The 17,742-nt window shown below is 70.5% G+C and carries 19 protein-coding genes; 8 read left to right on the plus strand and 11 right to left on the minus strand.

The annotated features are described in order from the left end of the window. Position 1: 1 nt before the first annotated feature. The 4 genes from ACZ3HL_RS43810 to ACZ3HL_RS43825 form a co-directional block, all read right to left on the minus strand. Positions 2-469: a hypothetical protein gene (locus ACZ3HL_RS43810; protein WP_465412475.1), complete on the minus strand. Its 468-nt coding sequence runs from the start codon at positions 467-469 to the stop codon at positions 2-4. Then, entirely contained in the window at positions 470-739 is a 270-nt protein-coding gene (locus ACZ3HL_RS43815; RefSeq protein ID WP_034322891.1) for a DUF1905 domain-containing protein, read from the minus strand. 38 nt (positions 740-777) lie between these two features. Further along, the gene (locus tag ACZ3HL_RS43820; RefSeq protein WP_465537863.1) at positions 778-1,284 is read right to left on the minus strand and encodes a flavodoxin domain-containing protein; all 507 of its coding nucleotides are present in this window, start codon (positions 1,282-1,284) and stop codon (positions 778-780) included. A gap of 88 nt (positions 1,285-1,372) precedes the next feature. Further along, on the minus strand, positions 1,373-2,581 hold the full coding sequence (locus ACZ3HL_RS43825; protein WP_465537840.1) for a nitric oxide synthase oxygenase: 1,209 nt from the start codon (positions 2,579-2,581) through the stop codon (positions 1,373-1,375). A 378-nt stretch (positions 2,582-2,959) separates the two neighbouring features. Here ACZ3HL_RS43825 and ACZ3HL_RS43830 point away from each other — a divergent pair, with 378 nt between their 5' ends. Together ACZ3HL_RS43830 and ACZ3HL_RS43835 are read left to right on the plus strand one after the other, a co-directional pair. Continuing rightward, complete coding sequence (locus ACZ3HL_RS43830) at positions 2,960-3,976, plus strand: CobW family GTP-binding protein (protein WP_465537842.1); 1,017 nt, start codon at positions 2,960-2,962, stop codon at positions 3,974-3,976. Positions 3,977-4,122: 146 nt separating this feature from the next. Continuing rightward, positions 4,123-4,389: a hypothetical protein gene (locus ACZ3HL_RS43835; protein WP_465412472.1), complete on the plus strand. Its 267-nt coding sequence runs from the start codon at positions 4,123-4,125 to the stop codon at positions 4,387-4,389. 60 nt (positions 4,390-4,449) lie between these two features. On the opposite strand, the gene ligD is transcribed toward ACZ3HL_RS43835, so the two are convergent. Genes ligD through ACZ3HL_RS43850 form a run of 3 tightly spaced genes read right to left on the minus strand, consistent with a single transcriptional unit; the run spans position 4,450 to position 7,725 of the window. Continuing rightward, positions 4,450-5,457: a non-homologous end-joining DNA ligase gene (gene ligD / locus ACZ3HL_RS43840; RefSeq protein ID WP_465537843.1), complete on the minus strand. Its 1,008-nt coding sequence runs from the start codon at positions 5,455-5,457 to the stop codon at positions 4,450-4,452. Then, complete coding sequence (locus ACZ3HL_RS43845; RefSeq protein WP_465537845.1) at positions 5,454-6,533, minus strand: ATP-dependent DNA ligase; 1,080 nt, start codon at positions 6,531-6,533, stop codon at positions 5,454-5,456. The genes ligD and ACZ3HL_RS43845 overlap by 4 nt, the downstream gene beginning before the upstream one ends. 40 nt (positions 6,534-6,573) lie before the next feature. Beyond that, entirely contained in the window at positions 6,574-7,725 is a 1,152-nt protein-coding gene (locus tag ACZ3HL_RS43850) for a DUF1015 family protein (protein WP_465537847.1), read from the minus strand. Positions 7,726-7,836: 111 nt separating this feature from the next. Between ACZ3HL_RS43850 and ACZ3HL_RS43855 the strand changes: the two genes are divergently transcribed. Continuing rightward, the gene (locus ACZ3HL_RS43855) at positions 7,837-9,357 is read left to right on the plus strand and encodes an MDR family MFS transporter (RefSeq protein ID WP_465412468.1); all 1,521 of its coding nucleotides are present in this window, start codon (positions 7,837-7,839) and stop codon (positions 9,355-9,357) included. A gap of 6 nt (positions 9,358-9,363) precedes the next feature. On the opposite strand, the gene ACZ3HL_RS43860 is transcribed toward ACZ3HL_RS43855, so the two are convergent. Next, complete coding sequence (locus tag ACZ3HL_RS43860) at positions 9,364-10,254, minus strand: TIGR03854 family LLM class F420-dependent oxidoreductase (protein WP_465537848.1); 891 nt, start codon at positions 10,252-10,254, stop codon at positions 9,364-9,366. A 121-nt stretch (positions 10,255-10,375) separates the two neighbouring features. Here ACZ3HL_RS43860 and ACZ3HL_RS43865 point away from each other — a divergent pair, with 121 nt between their 5' ends. Then, positions 10,376-11,122: a thioesterase II family protein gene (locus ACZ3HL_RS43865; RefSeq protein ID WP_465537850.1), complete on the plus strand. Its 747-nt coding sequence runs from the start codon at positions 10,376-10,378 to the stop codon at positions 11,120-11,122. Here the strand turns inward: ACZ3HL_RS43865 and ACZ3HL_RS43870 are convergent. Next, the gene (locus tag ACZ3HL_RS43870; protein WP_465537852.1) at positions 11,112-13,823 is read right to left on the minus strand and encodes an ATP-binding protein; all 2,712 of its coding nucleotides are present in this window, start codon (positions 13,821-13,823) and stop codon (positions 11,112-11,114) included. The two genes, ACZ3HL_RS43865 and ACZ3HL_RS43870, sit on opposite strands and share 11 nt — an antisense overlap. 111 nt (positions 13,824-13,934) lie before the next feature. On the opposite strand from ACZ3HL_RS43870, the gene ACZ3HL_RS43875 reads away from it, so the two are divergent. Continuing rightward, positions 13,935-14,531, plus strand: coding sequence for a hypothetical protein (locus tag ACZ3HL_RS43875; RefSeq protein ID WP_465412464.1), 597 nt, complete (start codon positions 13,935-13,937; stop codon positions 14,529-14,531). Then, entirely contained in the window at positions 14,528-15,040 is a 513-nt protein-coding gene (locus ACZ3HL_RS43880) for a YceI family protein (protein WP_465537854.1), read from the plus strand. Before ACZ3HL_RS43875 ends, ACZ3HL_RS43880 begins: the two co-directional genes overlap by 4 nt. Here the strand turns inward: ACZ3HL_RS43880 and ACZ3HL_RS43885 are convergent, their stop codons facing one another. Beyond that, a complete protein-coding gene (locus tag ACZ3HL_RS43885; RefSeq protein ID WP_257487614.1) occupies positions 15,041-15,472 on the minus strand; it encodes a DUF6292 family protein in 432 nt (143 codons plus the stop codon). A 100-nt stretch (positions 15,473-15,572) separates the two neighbouring features. Then, positions 15,573-16,016, minus strand: coding sequence for a MarR family winged helix-turn-helix transcriptional regulator (locus ACZ3HL_RS43890; RefSeq protein WP_465412532.1), 444 nt, complete (start codon positions 16,014-16,016; stop codon positions 15,573-15,575). A gap of 104 nt (positions 16,017-16,120) precedes the next feature. On the opposite strand from ACZ3HL_RS43890, the gene ACZ3HL_RS43895 reads away from it, so the two are divergent. Beyond that, positions 16,121-16,519 carry a DUF5313 domain-containing protein gene (locus ACZ3HL_RS43895; protein ID WP_465537856.1) on the plus strand — a complete coding sequence of 133 codons (399 nt, stop codon included), beginning with the start codon at positions 16,121-16,123 and terminating at the stop codon, positions 16,517-16,519. Between the two features lie 172 nt (positions 16,520-16,691). Next, positions 16,692-17,633 carry a pseudouridine synthase gene (locus ACZ3HL_RS43900; protein WP_465537857.1) on the plus strand — a complete coding sequence of 314 codons (942 nt, stop codon included), beginning with the start codon at positions 16,692-16,694 and terminating at the stop codon, positions 17,631-17,633. Positions 17,634-17,742 lie beyond the last annotated feature (109 nt).

Below are 17,742 nucleotides of genomic sequence, written 5' to 3' on the forward strand. Positions count from 1 at the left end.
ATCACTTCGGCGGGCGCTGCCGGGGGGAGAGCTTGGTGAGCGCCAGCTTCTCCAGCCCGCTCGAGATCTCCGCGATCCCCGCGTCGAACCGGTCCAGGTCCACTCCCTTGGCGGCCAGGTCTTCGCGGACGTGCTTCTCGACCTTCGCCCAGTCGTTGCGGTACTCGGTGGCGAGTTCCTTCCACGGCACACCGGCCAGCCCGGCGGTGAGACCGCTGTCGTAGGCGAGCACGCCGCACTCCATCAGGTACGCGATGCCCGGGTACCCGAGATAGCCCTGCCAGTAGGACCCGTTGTCGTTGGCCGTGATCGATCCTGCCGCCGGATCGTGGCGGACGTCGTACGTCTTCGCCCTGTCCGACGACGCGACCCGCGCGGTGTCACCGTCGACCTCGACCCGGCCGTCGGCGACCGCGCCGAGTGCCTCGTAGATCTTGATGACCGGGGACGGCTTCCAGCCCGCGGCCACTCAGCCCTCCAGCCGTTCGAGCAGGACGACCTCCACCGTGTCGCCCTCCTCCTTGCCGATCGCCTTGCGCACGTCGGCCTTCACCGGGAGCTTGTGGGTGCCGTCGCCCAGCGCCATGAACGAGCTCCGGAACGGGTGCCCGTCGACGGTGCCGCGGACCTTCACCAGCCCCTTGGTGCCGAAGAATTCGGCCGAGCCGGGCATGACCACGTACGTCCAGCCGCCCTTCTCCGGGCTCTTGACCAGCGTCGCAGTGAACCGTTTGTCCATGGGGGCACCTTACGGCAGGGCACCGACAAAACGGTCCTTCAGAGTGCGACGCGGGTGCGGACGCGGCGGCCGACGTCGCGGGCCCAGGCCCGGATCGACGGCCAGTCCCGGAAGTCGCCCGCCCACGGGCCCGCGGCCATGATCTTCCAGAACAGGCCGCTGGCGGTGGCCGGGACGAGCCTGCCGCCGAAGGTGGCCGTGCGCTCGGCGTCGATCCGCGCGGCCTGCAGGGCGACACCCGCCGGGAGACTCACCCGTTTGCCCGCGGCGAGTGGCCCGCACGGCCCGCTGTGGAACAACCAGACCGGCCGGCTCCGGAGCGCTTCCTCGTGCTCGGTGAGCAGGCGCACCGCCTCCGGGCGCCAGCGCCGGTGGTACAGCGCGCTTCCGACGATCACCGCGCCGTACGGCTCGACGTCCTCGACTTCGGCCGCGTCCAGCAGATCGGCCGTCAGCCCGCCCTCCCGCAGCTCGGCGGCGATCACCTCGGCGATCTCCCTTGTCCCGCCGGATCTGCCGGCGTGGGCGACGAGCACTGCGGTCATGCCGCCATTGTCCGCGCGGCCGCCCGCCGCGCCACCGTCCGGCCCGTCGACACGCCGCATTCGGCTCACCCCTTCACCCGTCGGAGCGCTACCCGGGAGGCAGGAACGCCGGTCTCGCCGCCGGATCGGGTTCGTCGTAGTAGCGATGGAACACGGCGGTCTGGCCGCCGGACAGCGGCGGGACTATCCAGCTCCACTCGGCCTGGCAACGGCGTCCCGCGCGCTCCTCCTTGGCGATATGCGCGAGGAACCGCCGCGATTCGGTGTGGTGGTCGGCGACGGTCACGCCCGCCGCGTCGAAGGAGTGCTGGACGGCCAGCGTCAGTTCGACGAGCGCGCGGTCGCGCCACAGGGTGCGTTCCGACTTCGTCGACAGGCCCATCAGGTCCGCGATCACCGGCAGCAGGTCGTAGCGGTCGGCGTCGGCCAGGTTGCGCGCGCCGATCTCGGTGCCGAGATACCAGCCGTTGAACGGTGCGGCCGGATAGGTGATCCCGCCGATGACCAGCCGCATGTCGCTGATCGCCGGTACCGCGTGCCAGCGCAGTCCGAGCCCGGCGAACCAGCGGTGGTCGGGATGCGACAACGGGACCTCCAGCACGGCGTCCGGCGGCAGCCGGAACAGGCGCCGCTCCCCCGGCTTGGATTCGATGAGCAACGGGAGGACGTCGAAGGACCCCTTGCGCTCGGGCGGGCGCCAGCCGTGCTCCTGGACGGTCTCGGTGAAGCCGGCGTAGCGCGGATCGCCCAGCACCGAGCCGTCGCTCAGCCGGTAGCCGGCGTACCGGACGAGCTGGTCGTTGTGGATCTTCGGACCGGGCCCCGCCGGACCGTCCGGCGCGAACACGGTGATGGTCGGGCGGATCCGGCCGCCCCTGGTCGCCTCCCGCAAATGGGCGACGCACTCCTCGGCGATGGCGGCGGCTCCGACGACGTCACGCCGGTCCCGCACCCGCAGCCCCTGCCAGTACAGCCTGCCGATGCACCGGGCGGAGTTCCGCCAGGCCACCCGCGCGCCGAACTCGACCTCGGCCGTCGTGTGCCGGTACGTGCCGGTCTCACCGATCTCGGTGCGGACCCGGTCGAGCCGCTCGCGCGGTCGCGTGGGCCCACCGTCCGTTTCGGCGTGGAAGAGCCGGAAGAAGTCCTCCGCCTCGGCCACGTCGACGCTCCGTTCCCGCGGCGCCGTCTCCGGGGGCAAGCGAGGGATATCCGTCACCCGCATGGAGGCCGTCGCCACCTCGGCTTCCCACTCTCCGAATTCGACACCGGCACCGGCGGCGGGAACGATCACCATTCCTCCTGCACTCGGAAATGCCCGGAGAGATCATGCCTGATCGGCGAGACGGCCGGGTCCTGACCAGACGAAAGACGATACCCCACGAAAAGACGGCCGCGATCCTCCAAATGGCAGAAGCCGCCCGCTCGCTGACATTTTCGCAGGCAGAAAGCTTGCGGACGACAATATTTGGAATTGCGTAAGACTTCGCGGGATATTCACCGAAATGGATCGCGCGAAATGATCACACGCGGCCAAGATCACTTTATGATCGCCCCATAATCACTCTTTCGAGCGTATTCGACGGCGAACCCTTCTGCTCTTTCCCCGTGCCGGTGTATTGGCCCGCTCCCGCCGTCGCTAGAGTGCGGGGAGCTCCCGGCGGAAAGGAAAATCGTGGTCGACAGGCGGATTCCGGTCATCCTGATCGCGGGCTTCCTCGGCTCCGGCAAGACCACCCTGCTCAACCACCTGCTGGCCAACCGGCAGGGCGCGCGGATCGGGGTCGTGGTCAACGACTTCGGCAGCATCGCGGTCGACGCGATGGCCGTCTCCGGCCAGGTCGACACCATGATGTCGTTCGGCAACGGCTGCCTGTGCTGCGCCGTCGACGCGAGCGGGCTCGACGCCATGCTCGCGAAGCTCTCCGAGGCCGAGGCCGGGATCGACGTCATCGTGATCGAAGCCAGCGGGCTCGCCGAACCGCGTGACCTCATCCGTCTGATGATCGCCAGCGAGAACCCCGCCATCGCCTACGGCGGCCTGGTCGAGCTCGTCGACGCCGCCGAGTTCGAGTCGACCAGGAAACGGCACCCGGAGCTGGACGAGCACCTCGGGTTCGCCGACCTGGTCGTGCTCAACAAGACCGACCGCGCCGACGGGGACACCCTGGCCAAACTGCGCGGCACGATCGACGAGATCGCGCCCGGCACGCCGGTGATCGCGACCTCCCACGGCCGGATCGACCCCACCCTGTTCTTCGACGCCCGGCCGCGCGAACGGGTGGGCCAGCTGTCGTTCGACGACCTCCGCGAGGAGGAGCACGACCACGAGCACCACTTCCACACCGCGTACGACAGCGTCGCCTTCACCACCGAACGGCCGCTGGACCCGCGACGGCTGATGGACTTCCTCGAACAGCGTCCCGGCGGCCTGTACCGGATCAAGGGTTTCCTCGACTTCGGCCCGAACGGCCCGCGGTCCCGGTTCGGCCTGCACACCGTCGGCTCCTTCATCCAGCTGGAGCGCTCGGCGTGGCCCGCCGGCCTGCCGCGCCGGAGCGAACTGGTGCTGATCGGTTCGGGGATCGACACCGAGGCCGTCACCGCGCGCCTCGAAGAATGCGTCGCGGACGATCCCGAAGTCGTCGACGACCGGGGCATGTTGCGCGTGCTGCGGTTCATTCAGGACTGACGCGCCGCTCAAGAACCGATCTCGCGTGTCCAGACCTACTTTGACACGCCGAACGGCCGAAATACCGGGAATCGCGGCGTGTCTCGCCGACACTGGCCTGCGGAAGGAATCTCGAGCTGGACCACCTGTATCGGGAGGACAGTTCCATGACGAACACCGCCGGACGCTGGTACCTGGTCGGCGCGCTGCCGGAGGACTCCCCCGCCGCGCATCTGATGACCCGCTCCGAAGACCTCCGCTACCGGCGTTCCGCCTGCGGGGACAAGGAAGCCCGGCTGTGGACGCCGGTGGATCTCACCACCACCGACGTCGCGCCCTGCCCCCGTTGCGCCGCGACCCTCCCCGGACACCGGTCCACCCGCAAGGCCGAACCCGCCGTGAACACGCAACTCGCTTTCGACCTGCCGCTCTGACTCCCCGCATTTAGTCCTCTGAATGCGGTAGTTGCGCGGGCAAGGACCGCATTCAGAGGACTAAATGCCTTCTTTCTTGGCGCGGCTCGGCGCGACCCGGGGCGGCTCGTTCGGCATCTTCGGGTAGACGGGCGGCCAGGGCGCGTCCATCAGCCCGTTCGCCATGTCCTTTCTGGACATTTCGAGCAGCGGCTCGATGGACTGGGGTTCCGTTCCCTCCCAAGGGTCCCCGCGTTCGGCGAGCAGAGCGGGCACAGTGGACAGGGTGAGCTTGTCCGGCTCGACGGTCTCCAGTTCGTCCCACCCGATCGGCGTCGACACCTGCCCGCCGACCCGCGGCCGCACACACCACGCGCCGAACACCGTCCGGTGCGGCGCGTTCTGGTTGAAGTCGACGAACACGCGGGAGCCGCGTTCTTCCTTCCACCACTGTGCCGTCATCTCGTCCGGGTGGCGGCGTTCGAGCTCGCGGGCGAGCGCGACGGCGGCCGCGCGGACCTCGTAGCCGTCCCACTTCGGTTCCAGCGGCACGTAGAGATGCAGGCCTCGCGAGCCCGAGGTCTTCAGCTGCGCGGTGATGCCCAGCTCTTCGAGCAACGCCTTCGACAGGACGGCGCCGTGCCGCAACTCGGGGAACCCGATCCCCGGCGACGGATCGAGGTCGATGCGGAGCTGGTCGCTGATGTCCAGCGCGTCGGCCCGGTTCGGCCAGACGTGGAAACCGAGGCAGCCCTGGTTCACCGCCCAGATGATGTGCGCGAGGTCCTTCGCCACGAGCGCGTCCGAGGTGGTGCCGTTCGGGGTGGAGACCACCGTGGTGGTCAGCCAGGCGGGCGCGTTCTTCGGGACCCGCTTCTGGAACCACGACTTCCCTCCCGCGCCGTCGGGATAGCGTTCCAGCAACAGGGGTCTGCCGCCGAGTTGCGCCAGCAGCGGGACCGAGACGGCGCGGTAGTACTCGACGAGGTCCAGCTTTGTCTCGCCGTTCTCCGGGAAGTAGACCTTGCCCGGATTGGACACCGTGAACTCGACGCCGTCGAGGTCCAGAGTGACCGGCTCTGCCTTCATGTTTCCCCCAGCTCGGTGAACAAGGTGGCCAGCTCGGCGGGCGGAACCTCTTCGAGCTGCGCGTACGTGCACGATGCGGGTTCGCGGTCGGGGCGGAAGCGCACCAGCCTGCCGCCGTGGCGGAACCTCGTGCCCTCGACATGCTCATAGCGGACTTCGGCGACCCATTCGACGCGGAGCGGCTCCCAGCTCAGGTCCTTCTGCGGCGCCCATCGGCTTCCCGCGCCCGGCATGCGCCCGCCCGCCTCCTCGTGGGTCTCGGCCCACTCGCGCCACGGATGGTTCTCCAGCGCGTTCTCCCGCAGCGGCGCGAGCTCGTCCACCAGCTCCCGCCGCCGCGCGGCGGTGAAACTGCTGGCCACGCCGACACTGTGCAGGACGCCTTCTTCGTTGTAGAGCCCGAGCAGCAGCGACCCGACCCCGGCACCGTCCTTGTGCCACCGGAATCCGGCGACGACGCAGTCCGCCGTCCGCTGGTGCTTGACCTTCCACATCACCCGCTTGTCCTGTTCGTACGGGGCGTCGGCGGGTTTGGCCATCACACCGTCGAAACCCGCGCCCTCGAACCGGGTGAACCAGTCCTGGGCGACGTCGGGATCCTCGGACAGCGGGGTGAGGTGGACCCGGGCGAGCTTCGTGTCGACGACGCCTTCGAGCAGCTTCCGCCGCTCCGCGAACGGCTCGGGCGTCAGATCCCGGTCGTCCAGCGCGAGCAGGTCGAACACCACGAAACTGGCGGGCGTCTCCGCGGCCAGCTTGTTCACCCGGGACGCCGCCGGGTGCAGGCGCAGCTGGAGTGTCTCGAAGTCGAGCCCGCCCTCGGTGACCAGCACGATCTCGCCGTCGACGACACAACGCTCGGGCAGCGCGTCCTTCAGCAGCTCGACCAGCTCGGGGAAGTACCTCGTGAGCGGCCTGTCGTTGCGCGAGCCCAGCACGACCTCGTCGCCGTCGCGGAAGACCACGCACCGGAAGCCGTCCCATTTCGGCTCGTACAACAGCCCGGGCGTGCGGGGCAGTTCGTGCACGGCCTTGGCCAGCATCGGCTTGACGGGTGGCATCACGGGCAGTTCCACGACGCCGATCCTAGGCCGCGGCACCGACAAAAGCGCGACGTCAAAGCTCGGCCAGCAGGAGCCCGCTCCGCGGTTTCGGCGTGAAATAGGTGGCCTTCCTCGGCATCCTCGACCCGGCCGCGTGCACGGCGAGTACTTCCGCGTACGGGACCGGGGCCAGCAGCACTACCGCGTCCGCGTCCTCGGGCACCGGCGTGCCCGGCAGCAAGGGACGCACGTTCGGCCCTTCCGGATCGACGCCGAGCGCCCCGCGAAGCAGCTCCTGCTCCACCACCGCGTGGTCGCCACCCGCCTTGCCGAGCGGCACCCGGAACGCCGACTCACCCGCCAGCACGGTCACCTCGCCCGGCTCGGCGGGCGGTCCCGGCGGGCCGGGGTGGACGTCGAACCCCGCCTCCGTCCAGCGCCGGAGCAGGGTGGCCGGGGCGAGACCGGTGCCGGCGAGCACCCGGTGGATGGGCCCGATCCGCAGCCCCGGCCCGCCCGTGACCAGCGCGAGCAACCCGCCGCGTCCCGAAGCCGCGGCGGCCGCGACCCGGTGGTTGCCGTCCGCGACCAGGAGATCCAGCCCGTCCAGGGTCGTCAGCAGTTCGTCCTGGTTCCCGCCGGGACCGACGAGCCACAGTTCGTGCTTGCGCCCCACGCCGTCCACTGTGGACAGGCTGGGTACCTGCCCCCGGCAGATCCGTTCGATCAGCGCGGTCAGCTCCCGGCCGCCGGTCGCGGGGACCAGCATCGCGGCACTCGTCGCGACACCGAGCCCGGCCAGCATCGCCGCCCGCTCCGCGACGACGTCCGGATAGACGTCCTCGGTGTGCCGCACCCGGGTCACCCCGTCGTCCCGGACCGCGGCCGGATCGACCAGGCACAGCACACCCAGCGCGACCCCGTCCGGCCCGTCGATGCGATACGGCGCGACGACGTCGGCGACCGGGCGGTAGTGCCGCTCCCGGATCCGCTCGAAAGTGGCCCTGGCCTGTGGTAACGCCGCCTCGATCGAGAGGCCGCCCGCGAGCGCGGCCGGGGTTCTCGCCGGATGCTGGACCGCCAGCAGGCTGTCGCCGTGCGCTCCGGCGAGCGCGGCCTCGACGCGGCCCGGGTCGGCGAACTCGTCGACGTCGGGCCCCGGGACGTTGTCGCGGACGGCCCAGCCACGGCCGATCGGGCGGATCCAGGTGCTCATCCGATCCATTTTGCGGGATAGCTCACGGAAAAAATCGGTCCCATGACCGGGTGTCTCCGTGGAATGCTTACCCATGCGAAGTAGTTGACGTCGTTCATGAGCCTGAGGAGACCGCCACAGATGACGACCCCGGCCCCGGTCACCGCGAAGGAAGGGGTCGGTTTCCGGTCCGAACGCGGCCCCGTCCTGATCGCCGTGATGCTGTGTTCCGGCCTGATCGCGCTGGACTCGACCATCATCGCCACGGCGGTGCCGTCGGTGGTCGCCGATCTGGGCGGGTTCTCACAGTTCCCGTGGCTGTTCTCGATCTATCTGCTGACCCAGGCGGTCACCGTCCCGCTGTACGGCAAGTTCGCCGACGTCCTCGGCAGGCGGCCGGTGATGTTCTTCGGGATCGCGGCGTTCCTGCTGGGCTCGGTGCTCTGCGGCGCGGCCTGGAGCATGCCGGTGCTGATCGCCGCCCGCGCGGTGCAGGGCATCGGGGCGGGCGCCATCCAGCCGATCGCGCTGACCATGGTCGGCGACATGTACACGGTCGAGGAACGCGCCAGGGTGCAGGGCTACCTCGCCAGCGTGTGGGCCATCTCGTCGGTGGTCGGGCCGACGCTGGGCGGTGTGTTCGCCGAGTACCTCGACTGGCGCTGGATCTTCTTCATCAACCTGCCGCTCGGCGCGCTGGCGGCGTGGATGCTGGTCCGGAACTTCCGCGAACGCGTCGAACGCCGCTCGCACCGCATCGACTACCTCGGCGCCACGCTGCTCACCCTCGGCTGTTCGCTGCTGATCCTCGGCCTCCTGGAGGGCGGGGTCGCCTGGGGCTGGGCGTCCGCGCCGAGCCTGGCGATCTTCGGCGGCGCGGTGGTGCTGCTGGTGGCGTTCGTGTTCGTGGAGCGCAAGGCCGACGAGCCGGTGCTGCCGCTGTGGATCTTCACCAAACGGACCCTGATCGGCGGGAACCTGGTCGCCGTCGTCGTCGGCATGCTGCTGATGGGGCTTACCTCGTATCTGCCGACCTTCTCCCAAGGCGTGCTCGGCACCGGCGCACTCGTCGCCGGATTCGCGCTGGCGGCGCTGACCGTCGGCTGGCCGATCTCGGCGTCGCTGGCGGGCCGGGTCTACATGCGGATCGGGTTCCGGGACACCGCACTGATCGGCAGCGGGATCGTCATCGCGGGCGCGGCGCTCACGGTGTTCCTGACCGCGGGGTCGTCGATCTGGCTGGCCGCCTCGGCCGCGTTCGTCCTCGGGCTGGGACTGGGGCTGGCGTCGAGCCCGACGCTGATCGCCGTGCAGTCCACGATCGGGTGGGAACGCCGTGGCGTCGTCACCGCGACGAACATGTTCAGCCGGTCGCTGGGCAGCGCCGTGGGCGTGGCGATCTTCGGCGCGATCGCGAACGCCACGCTGGCGAGCCGCTTCGCCAGCCCGCCCGCCGGGGTCGCCGGGCTGCCGTCCGGGGTCGACGCGACCAGTGTCGTCCTGGAGGGCCACGGCCCGGACACCCCGACGACGACGTTCGTGCGCGGCGCCCTCGCGGACGCCACGCACCACGTCTTCCTGGCGATGCTGGTGGTCGCCGTGCTCAGCGTCGGCGCACTGTTGCTGATGCCGCGGCGCACCGAAGAGCTGAAGTTCGACTAGACCCGCTCAGTTCTGCAGCGGGACGGCGTGCTCGACGAAGTTCTCGACGAACCGCTCGATCGGCTCCGGCCCGGCCGGGTACAGCACGAACTTGCTCAGCCCGGCGTCGACGTACTCGGCGATCAGGTCGCGGGCGGCGCGCCAGCCGCCCGCGATCAGCCGGGACGGGTCCGAGCCGGACCGGGCCGCGATCGAAGCCGCGAGGGCGTCCGGGATCCCGTCCTCCGCGACGAGGATGCCGATGCCGAAATGGTCGGCCTCGATTTCCCGGCCCGCCCCGGCCGCGGCCTCCTGGATCGCCTCGCGACCGGCCCGCGCCTCCTCCGGCGTGAGGAAACTGGCCAGCCAGCCGTCCGCGAGCCTGCCGACCCGCCGCAGCGCGCCCGGCGCCTTCCCGCCGAGCCAGAGGTCGAGCCGCTTGACCGGTGGCATGCCGAGACCCGTGCCCTCGACGCGGAAGAACTCGCCCTCGAAGGTCACCTCTTCCTGTTCCAGCAACGCCCTGATCAGCCGTATCGACTCGTCGAACACCGCGGCCCGGCGGCCCGGCGGCACCGGGAACAACGGCAGTTCCGCGTCGCGCGCGGGCTTCAGCCCGAAGACCGGCAAGACCCGCTTCGGCGCCAGCGCGGCGAGGGAGGCGAGTTGTTTGGCGACCAGGACGGGGTCACGACCGGGCAGCACCATCACCCCGGTGCCGACCTTCAGTTTCGTGGTACGGGCGAGCGCGTGTGTCAGCCCGACGACCGGGTCGATCCTCGGCGAGTACACCGCCTCGGGCAGCCAGAGCGAGTCGATGCCCGCCCGCTCCAGCAGATCGACCGCGGCCCCGAACTCCCCTGGTGCCGTCCCGGTCCCCAGCCCGGCACCGATCCTGATCTTCAGGTCCTCCGCCACATTCGCTCCCTTCCCGTGCTCCCAGCGTGAACAACCCCGCACAAGCATGGACTCATTCCGCGGAACCCCCGTACATTCCAGTGTCGTGCGGGCCGTTCCCGCACGGATTGGGGGATTTTCGATGGCAGGACAGGCTCCGAGCAGCTGGACGCGTTGCTTCCACCGGGCACCGTCGGCCGGGATGCGGCTCCTCGCCTTCCCGCACGCGGGCGGATCGGCGAGCGCGTACCGCGCGTTTTCGGCGGCCCTCTCGCCCACGATCGAGGTGCACATCGCCCAGTACCCGGGACGGCAGGACCGGATGGGCGAGCCGGTCGTCGACGACGTCCACGTCCTGGCCGAGCACCTGGTGGACGTCGCCGCCGCGTTCCCGGAACCCTTCGCCCTCTTCGGGCACAGCATGGGCGCGATCGTCGGCTTCGAGGTCGCCCGGCGGCTCGAAGCACGCGGGATCGTCCCGGCGGCGCTGTTCGTCTCGGCCCGCCGTGGTCCCGATATCCAGAAGGAGAAGTCGCTCCACCTCGCCGACGACGACACCTTCCTCGACGAGGTCAGCCGTCTCGGCGGCACGGACCCCTCGATCTTCGCCGACCCGGACATCCGCGCGCTCGCGTTGCCCGCGCTGCGCGGCGACTACAAGGCCGTCGAGACCTATCGCTACCGGCCCGGCCCCGACGTGAGCTGCCCGATCGTGGCACTCGCCGGGAACGCGGATCCGGTCCTGCATTTGCCGGACGTCGAAAACTGGCGCGAACACACCACCGGCTCGTTCGAGATGGAGGTGTTCGAGGGCGGTCACTTCTTCCTCGAAGCCAACCTCGACGCCGTCGCCGCGCGCATCCTCGGCAAGCTGACCGTCAGTCCCTGAGGCCTTCCCTGCTCGCCCAAGCGACGACCTCGGTCCGGTTCGTCAGGCCCAGTTTCGCCAGGATGCTCCGGACGTGGCTTTCCACCGTGCGTTCGGAAAGCACCAGCTTCTCGGCGATCCGGCGGTTGCTCAGCGCGTCGGCGAGCAGGGCGACGATCTCGCGCTCCCGCCCGGTGAGCGGGTCGGCGGCGCGGCGTCCGGCGCGGATCCGGTCGAGCAGCGCCGCGGCCCGCGCGAGCGGTACCGGCAGGGCCAGGCGCCGGAACTCGTCGAGCGCGTCGCGCGCGATCCCTTGCGCGCGAAGGAGATCGCCCCGGGCGACCAGCGTTTCGGCGAGCAGCAACCTCGCCTGGGCGACGCCGGGCCGGGCGCCGATGCCTTCGTTGACGGCGATCGTCCGCTCGTACAACCGCACAGCCTCGTCGTGGCGGCCCAGGACGGCGTTGAGGCGGGCAGGCTGCTCCAGGGTCGAGCCGGTACAGAAGACGCCGGCGCCGCCGGACACGATCGGCCGCACTTCTTCGAGGCGTCGCAACAGGTATTCCGCCATCTCGGTGTCGTGGAAGGCTTCGACCAGCGGTACCAGGTTGGGCAGCGCGCCGGTGGTGTGCAAGGCGAATTCCGGGCTCCGCACCAGCGGGACGAGCTGCTCGTACCGGACCCGGGCCTCGTCGAGATCACCCATGAGCAGGCTCAGCAACGGACGCGAGACCAGCGTGACCGGCAGATGCGGGGCCCGCTCGAGCAGACTCGCGTAATCCCCTCGGAGGTCGCCGGGATCACCCGTGAGCAGCACCAGCTGGGTGCGGAAGGCGTAGGACATCCCTTTCGCGGAGAAGTCGTCCGCGAGTTCGGTGTCCGCCAGTTCCTCCGCCGCGAGGTCGAGCTCGCGCGCCTCGGCCAGATCTCCGCGCAACGCCAGCACCGAACTGCGCAGCCGCAGGTCGTGCCAGCGGACCAGCGGCAGCCTCGTCAGCCGTGCCAGCGCCGTCACCGCGACGAGTTCGTCGTCGACGAGCGCCATCCGCCCGTCCTCCAGTGCCGCGTCGATCCGCCATTTGTGCCCCCACAAGGAAACCAGCGGCTGCCCGGTGCGGACCCCCAGTTCGGCCGCCAGCGCTCCGAGCCGCAGCCTTTCGGGTAACGGCAGCTTTTCGGGCGCGACCTTCATCCGGGCGCGGACGGCGTCGACCAGCGCTTCGGGATCACCTGATTCCTCGGCGAGCACGAAGGCCTCGTCGGCGAGCTTCCCCGCTTCGGCGAACCGGCCGTAGTCGGCTTCCACCGACGCGCTGTGCGCCAGCAGACGCGCCCGCGTCGCCCGGTCGACGCCGTCCGCCGCGAGCGCGCGGGCGGCCAGATCGCGGATGCCGGGCAGGAGATCCGGCGCCGCGACATCGCGGACCACCAGCGCGGCGCGGGCGAGCAGCCCGGCGTCGGCGGCGCGCCGGGCGTGGTCGAGACTTCGGGCGAACCGGCCGGTCCGGTACTCGGCGACGGCGAGGTCGAGCAGCAGACCGGCACGGTCCACTTCGGACAGTCCGGCCTTCGCGCGGGCGTCCAGCGCGATCGCGAGGAAGCGCGCGGCCTCGTCGAAGGCCAGCGCCCGGTTCGCTTCCGCGGCCGCGATCGCCGCCCACTCCGCCGTCTTCCCCGGCGCGGTCGCCGAGCGCAGCCAGTGCCCCGCGACCGTCCCGGCGAGCGCGGGATCGCGCCGGGCATGCTCTTCGAGCACGGCCGCGGCGCGACCGTGCAACGCCTCCCGTTCGGCTTGCCCCAGATCCGCGTAGATCCCGTCGCGGACGACGGCGTGCGCGAACCGGCCGTCGCCCAGCACCCCGGCCTTCGTGGCTTGATCGAGCCCGGCGGCCACCTCTGCGAGCGGCAGGCCGGACACCTCCGCGAGGAGGGCCGCTTCGACGTCCTCGCCGAGCACCGCCGCGATGGCGAGCAGCCGCCGCACCTCCGGCCCGAGGGCCGCCACCGTGGCGCGCACGAGGTGGCCGAGTTCCGCCCCGCCCGCCGAACGCGCGATCGCGCCGAGATAGAGCGGATTCCCGCCGGAACGGCGATACGCCTCGCGCGCTTCCTCCTCCGCCAGTCCGGTGAGGAGCTTCCGTGCCTCGGGCTCGGCCAACGGCGGCAGGGAGATGCTCCGCGCGCCCGGACGGCGCAGGAGATCCGGCAGGGCCGCGTCCAGCGCGGGCGTGTGCCCGGTGTCCCGATGTGTCGCGATCACGGCCAGCTTCGAGCGCCGCAGCTCCCCCGCCAGATGCCGCAGCAGTCGCAGGGACGCCTCGTCGGCCCAGTGCAGATCCTCCAGGACGACGACCAGACCCGCCGGTTCGGCGGCGGCCACCAGCGCGTCCGACGCGGCCGCGACCAGCCGGAACCGGGCGGCCTGGACGTCGGCCACGCCCTCGGTCTCGGCGAACGCGGCCGTGACCGCCGAATCGACCGACGGCAGCGCCTCGACGACGCGCCGCCACGGCCACAGCGGCGGCGCTCCCGGATCGTCGGCGCACCGGCCCCACACGACCGCGGTCGCGTCGGACACGGCCTCCTCGACCAGCCGGGTCTTGCCGATCCCGGGCGGTCCCGAGACGAGCACGAGCCCACCGGAACCCGCGGCGGCGTCGGCGAGCCTGTCGCGCAGGCTCGTCAGTTCGGCCACCCGGCCCAGGAAAGGTTCCCGGTTCACGAAAGGAGTATCGCTCCGCGGGCCCGATTCCGTACCGCACTGCGTACTGGCACTGATGTCCGGCGGCGGCCGAGGGCGCAGAGTCGGCGTGTCCGACGGAAAGGAAAGCCCATGTACGCCACCGTCCACCAGTTCCGGCGTTCGCACGCCGGCGAGTCCGCGGGCTGGGGTCACGCCCTCGCCGCCGAACTCCACCCCGGCACCGGATCGCCGGGGACCTGCACCCTCGCCCAGATCGGCGGCCTGACCGGGCTCGTCGTCGCGTTGTGGCGCGACCGCGGATCCGCGCTCGCCGCCGCCGATCGCCGCACCCCCGGCACCTTCGACGCCCGCGTCTTCGAAGTCTCCGACGTCGAAAGCGGCGCGGCCGAGCCCGAAATCGCCCAGGCGACCTGGTTCGACCGGCCGCTCACCCAGGCACAGGCCGACGCCGCGCGGTTCGGCGGGCGCGAGCGGATCCGGCCCGCGGTCCGGGGACTCGACGGGCTCGGCGGCTTCTACGTCCTGACCGCCGAGGACCGGTCCATGCTCATCCTCGGCTTCACGGAGTCGATCGAGGCGATGGAAACCGTCCAGAAGACGATCATGAGCACGGAACTGCTGCCCGGCGAGGATCCCGCGCTGCTGCCCGGCCCGGACCGGATCGACGTCCACCGCGTGCTCCATACGTCCCTGCCCTCGCTCGGCCTGGTGGGTGAGCCGCGATGACCGCCGGGACGTCCGCGCGCGTCGGCACCTGGACCGTGCTCGTCGACCGGACCTCGGCCACGTTCACCGTCCGGAACTTCGGCGTCCGCGTGGTCCACGGCTCGATCCCGGTCAGCCTGGGTTCGGTGCGGGTCTCCACTGACGGTGTGGCCGCCGTCGAAGCCGCACTCGACCTCGACGGCATCGACACCGGTAACGCCAAACGCGACGCCGACCTGCGCAAACCCGGTCTGCTGGCGATCGACGCGCATCCCGTGCTGACCTTCGCGGCCGACCGCGTCGAGGGCGGCCCGGACGAGTGGTCGGTCCACGGCTCCCTCGGCGCGCGCGGCGAGTCGTGTCCCGTGACCGTGACCGGGAGCGGGCCGGCGCACAACGGCGACGGCACCTGGCGGGTGATCGCGGGCGCCGTCTTCGACCGGAGGGCGATCGGCCTCCGCGCGCCGAGGTTCCTGATCGGCAGGGAGATCACGATCGCGCTCGACGTCGTCCTCGCGCCGCCAGGGTGATCAGGCCCAGGCGGAAAGTTCCTTGGCGAGCGCGGACGGCCCGCCGGCGGTGCGCAACGTCGGCGCGCCGGGCCAGCAGTCCTGGTGGTCGCCGGTGCGGAGGGTTTCGGCGAACCTGGCGACCAGCCGCGGCTGCGACGCCACCGTCCGGCCGCCGAGATAGGCGACGACGACGTGGTGATCGTCGTCCGAATGGGTCGCCACGGCGGCCGACCAGCCGTGCTCCTCGTGCCACATCAGGTCGACGTCGCGCTCGGGGAAGCCGGGAAGACGCCAGTTGAGCCTCATCCTGGCGGTGACCGGACCGGTGAGGTCGACCGTGGACGCCTCCATCCGTATCCCCAGTGCCGCGGCCACGTCCTCCAGGTAGGCGTTCAGCCTGGTCTTGAGCTCCAGACCTGCTTCCGTGGGCGCGGGGGTCGAGGTGGTCACGGTCCCTCATCTTCCTGTCACATTGAGTTGGCGTGACGGGAATTACCCACCCCGGAGCGGCTTCACACCCTCATTTCGTCACACCACGGTTTCGGTTCGCTCAAGCCGTGGCTTCGATGACGCGGGTCAGTGCCTTGTGCAGCGCCTCCAGTTCGGAGACCTCCATGCCGAGCTTCTCCACGACGCGGTACGGGATCTTTTCCGCCTCCGCGCGCAACGCGCGACCGGATTCCGTCAGCTCGACCGTCAGCAGCCGCTCGTCCTCGGAGCTGCGCCTGCGGGTGACGTACCCGATCGTCTCCAGGCGCTTGAGCAGCGGTGACAGCGTCGCGGGCTCGGCGCGCAGAGCGACACTCAGGTCCTTGACGGCCTGCGGACCGCGCTCCCACAGCGCCAGCATGACGAGATACTGCGGGTGGGTGAGCCCGTGGGGTTCCAGCAGCGGACGGTAGATGGCGATGACACTGCGCGAAGCGACCGACAGCGCGAAACACACCTGACGCTCCAGCGCGAGCGGATCCTCGCCCAGATCGATCGCCTTCATCTCCGGCCCCTTCGAGTTCATGCCGTCGATCCTAGCCGCGACGCTAATGTTTAGCGTACTAATCGTTAGTGTACTGTGGCGACATCGACGGAAGGAGTCGCCCGATGCCCCGCAAGCGCCCGGACCTGTTCCGCTGGCTGTGGTACTCACTCGGCGGCAGGCTGCCCGAGCGCTACCACGACTGGATCCTCCACGACGCGACCACGGGAAGCTGGCGCTGGCGGCACGTCGCCCGCAGCACGGTGATGATCGCCCCGCTCTGCGCCGTGTGGCTGCTCCTGCCCGGCCCGCTCCCCCTGCGGCTGGCGATCGTGCTGATGGCGGCGCTCGTCGCGTACTTCTACTCGATGGCGTACATGGAGGAGAGCATCGAGCACCGGCTCGCGAAAAACGGCTTCCCGCCGGGTATCGGGCGCCGGACGCGCGCGGAGGCCGTCGCAGTCGCGGAAGCCGAGGTGACCGAGCGGTACCTCGCGCGGTACCGGAACCAGGCCGGTTCCTGACACCTGCCGCCACTTTGCCCTCCTTCGCCCGCCGTCCAACGTTGCGAAAGCCACTTTCGCAACGTTGAAGGTTGCGAAAGTGGCTTTCGCAACGCCCGGGACACCAGACACCACCCGGCGGAAGCCGCCCGCGACCAGGACAGACGAGCCCTCGCGGCTAGAGTGCGCGGTGATGAGACGCAAGCTCCGCCCGCCGCTCCCGCCCCGTCACGGGCTCGACCCGGCGAGGCTCAAGATGCCCGCCGAGGGACCGTGGACGACGTTGCGCGAGCACCTCGTCGAGCGGCTCCCCCGCGTCGCGCCCGAGCGGATCGAGGAGATGCTCCGGGAGGAACGCATCGTCGGCCTCGACGGACCACTGGGCGTCGATTCCCCGTTCGTGCCGGATTCGTTCATCTGGTTCCATCGCGACCTGCCCGACGAGGTCGACGTGCCGTTCGAGGTCTCGGTCGTGCACCGCGACGAGCATTTCCTGATCGCCGACAAACCGCATTTCCTCGCGACGATCCCGCGCGGTCGGCACATTCTGCAGACCGCGCTGGTCCGTCTGCGCCGCGAACTCGACCTTCCTCGGCTCAGCCCCGCCCACCGGCTCGACCGGGTCACCGCGGGGCTCGTCCTGTTCGTGATCACCCCCGAAGTCCGGGGCAAGTACCAGACGATGTTCCGGGATCGCCTGGTGCGCAAGGAATACGAGGCGATCGCCCGATACGACCCCGATGTCGTGCTGCCGCGTGAGATCAGCAGCCGCATCGTCAAGGAACGCGGGGTCATCGCCGCACAGGAGGTCGACGGGCCGCCCAACGCCGAAACGCGCGTCGAGCTGATCGAGCACCGCGACGGCCTCGGCCGGTACCGCCTGATCCCCGCGACCGGACGCACCCACCAGCTCAGGTTGCACATGAGCGGTCTCGGGTTGCCGATCCTCGGCGACGACTTCTACCCGGAGCTGACCGAAACCCCGCTCGACGACTTCACCGAACCCTTGCAACTGCTGGCGAAGGTCCTCGAGTTCACCGATCCGGTCACCGGGGAACGCCGCCGGTTCGAGAGCAGGCAGACACTACAAGCGTGGACGGACCCCGACGCGTGGCGCCGCGGGCCCCAGCCGTGAAGGCCTCCTGAGTGAAGGAGGCCTAATGGGTTGTGTTCAGGCTGGTTTGGCAGGCTTGGATGTGGTGGCTGCTGGTGGGTGAGCACTCGTGAGGCCTGGGTTGTGCGAG

The sequence above is a fragment of the Amycolatopsis sp. NPDC000009 genome (assembly GCF_055563465.1).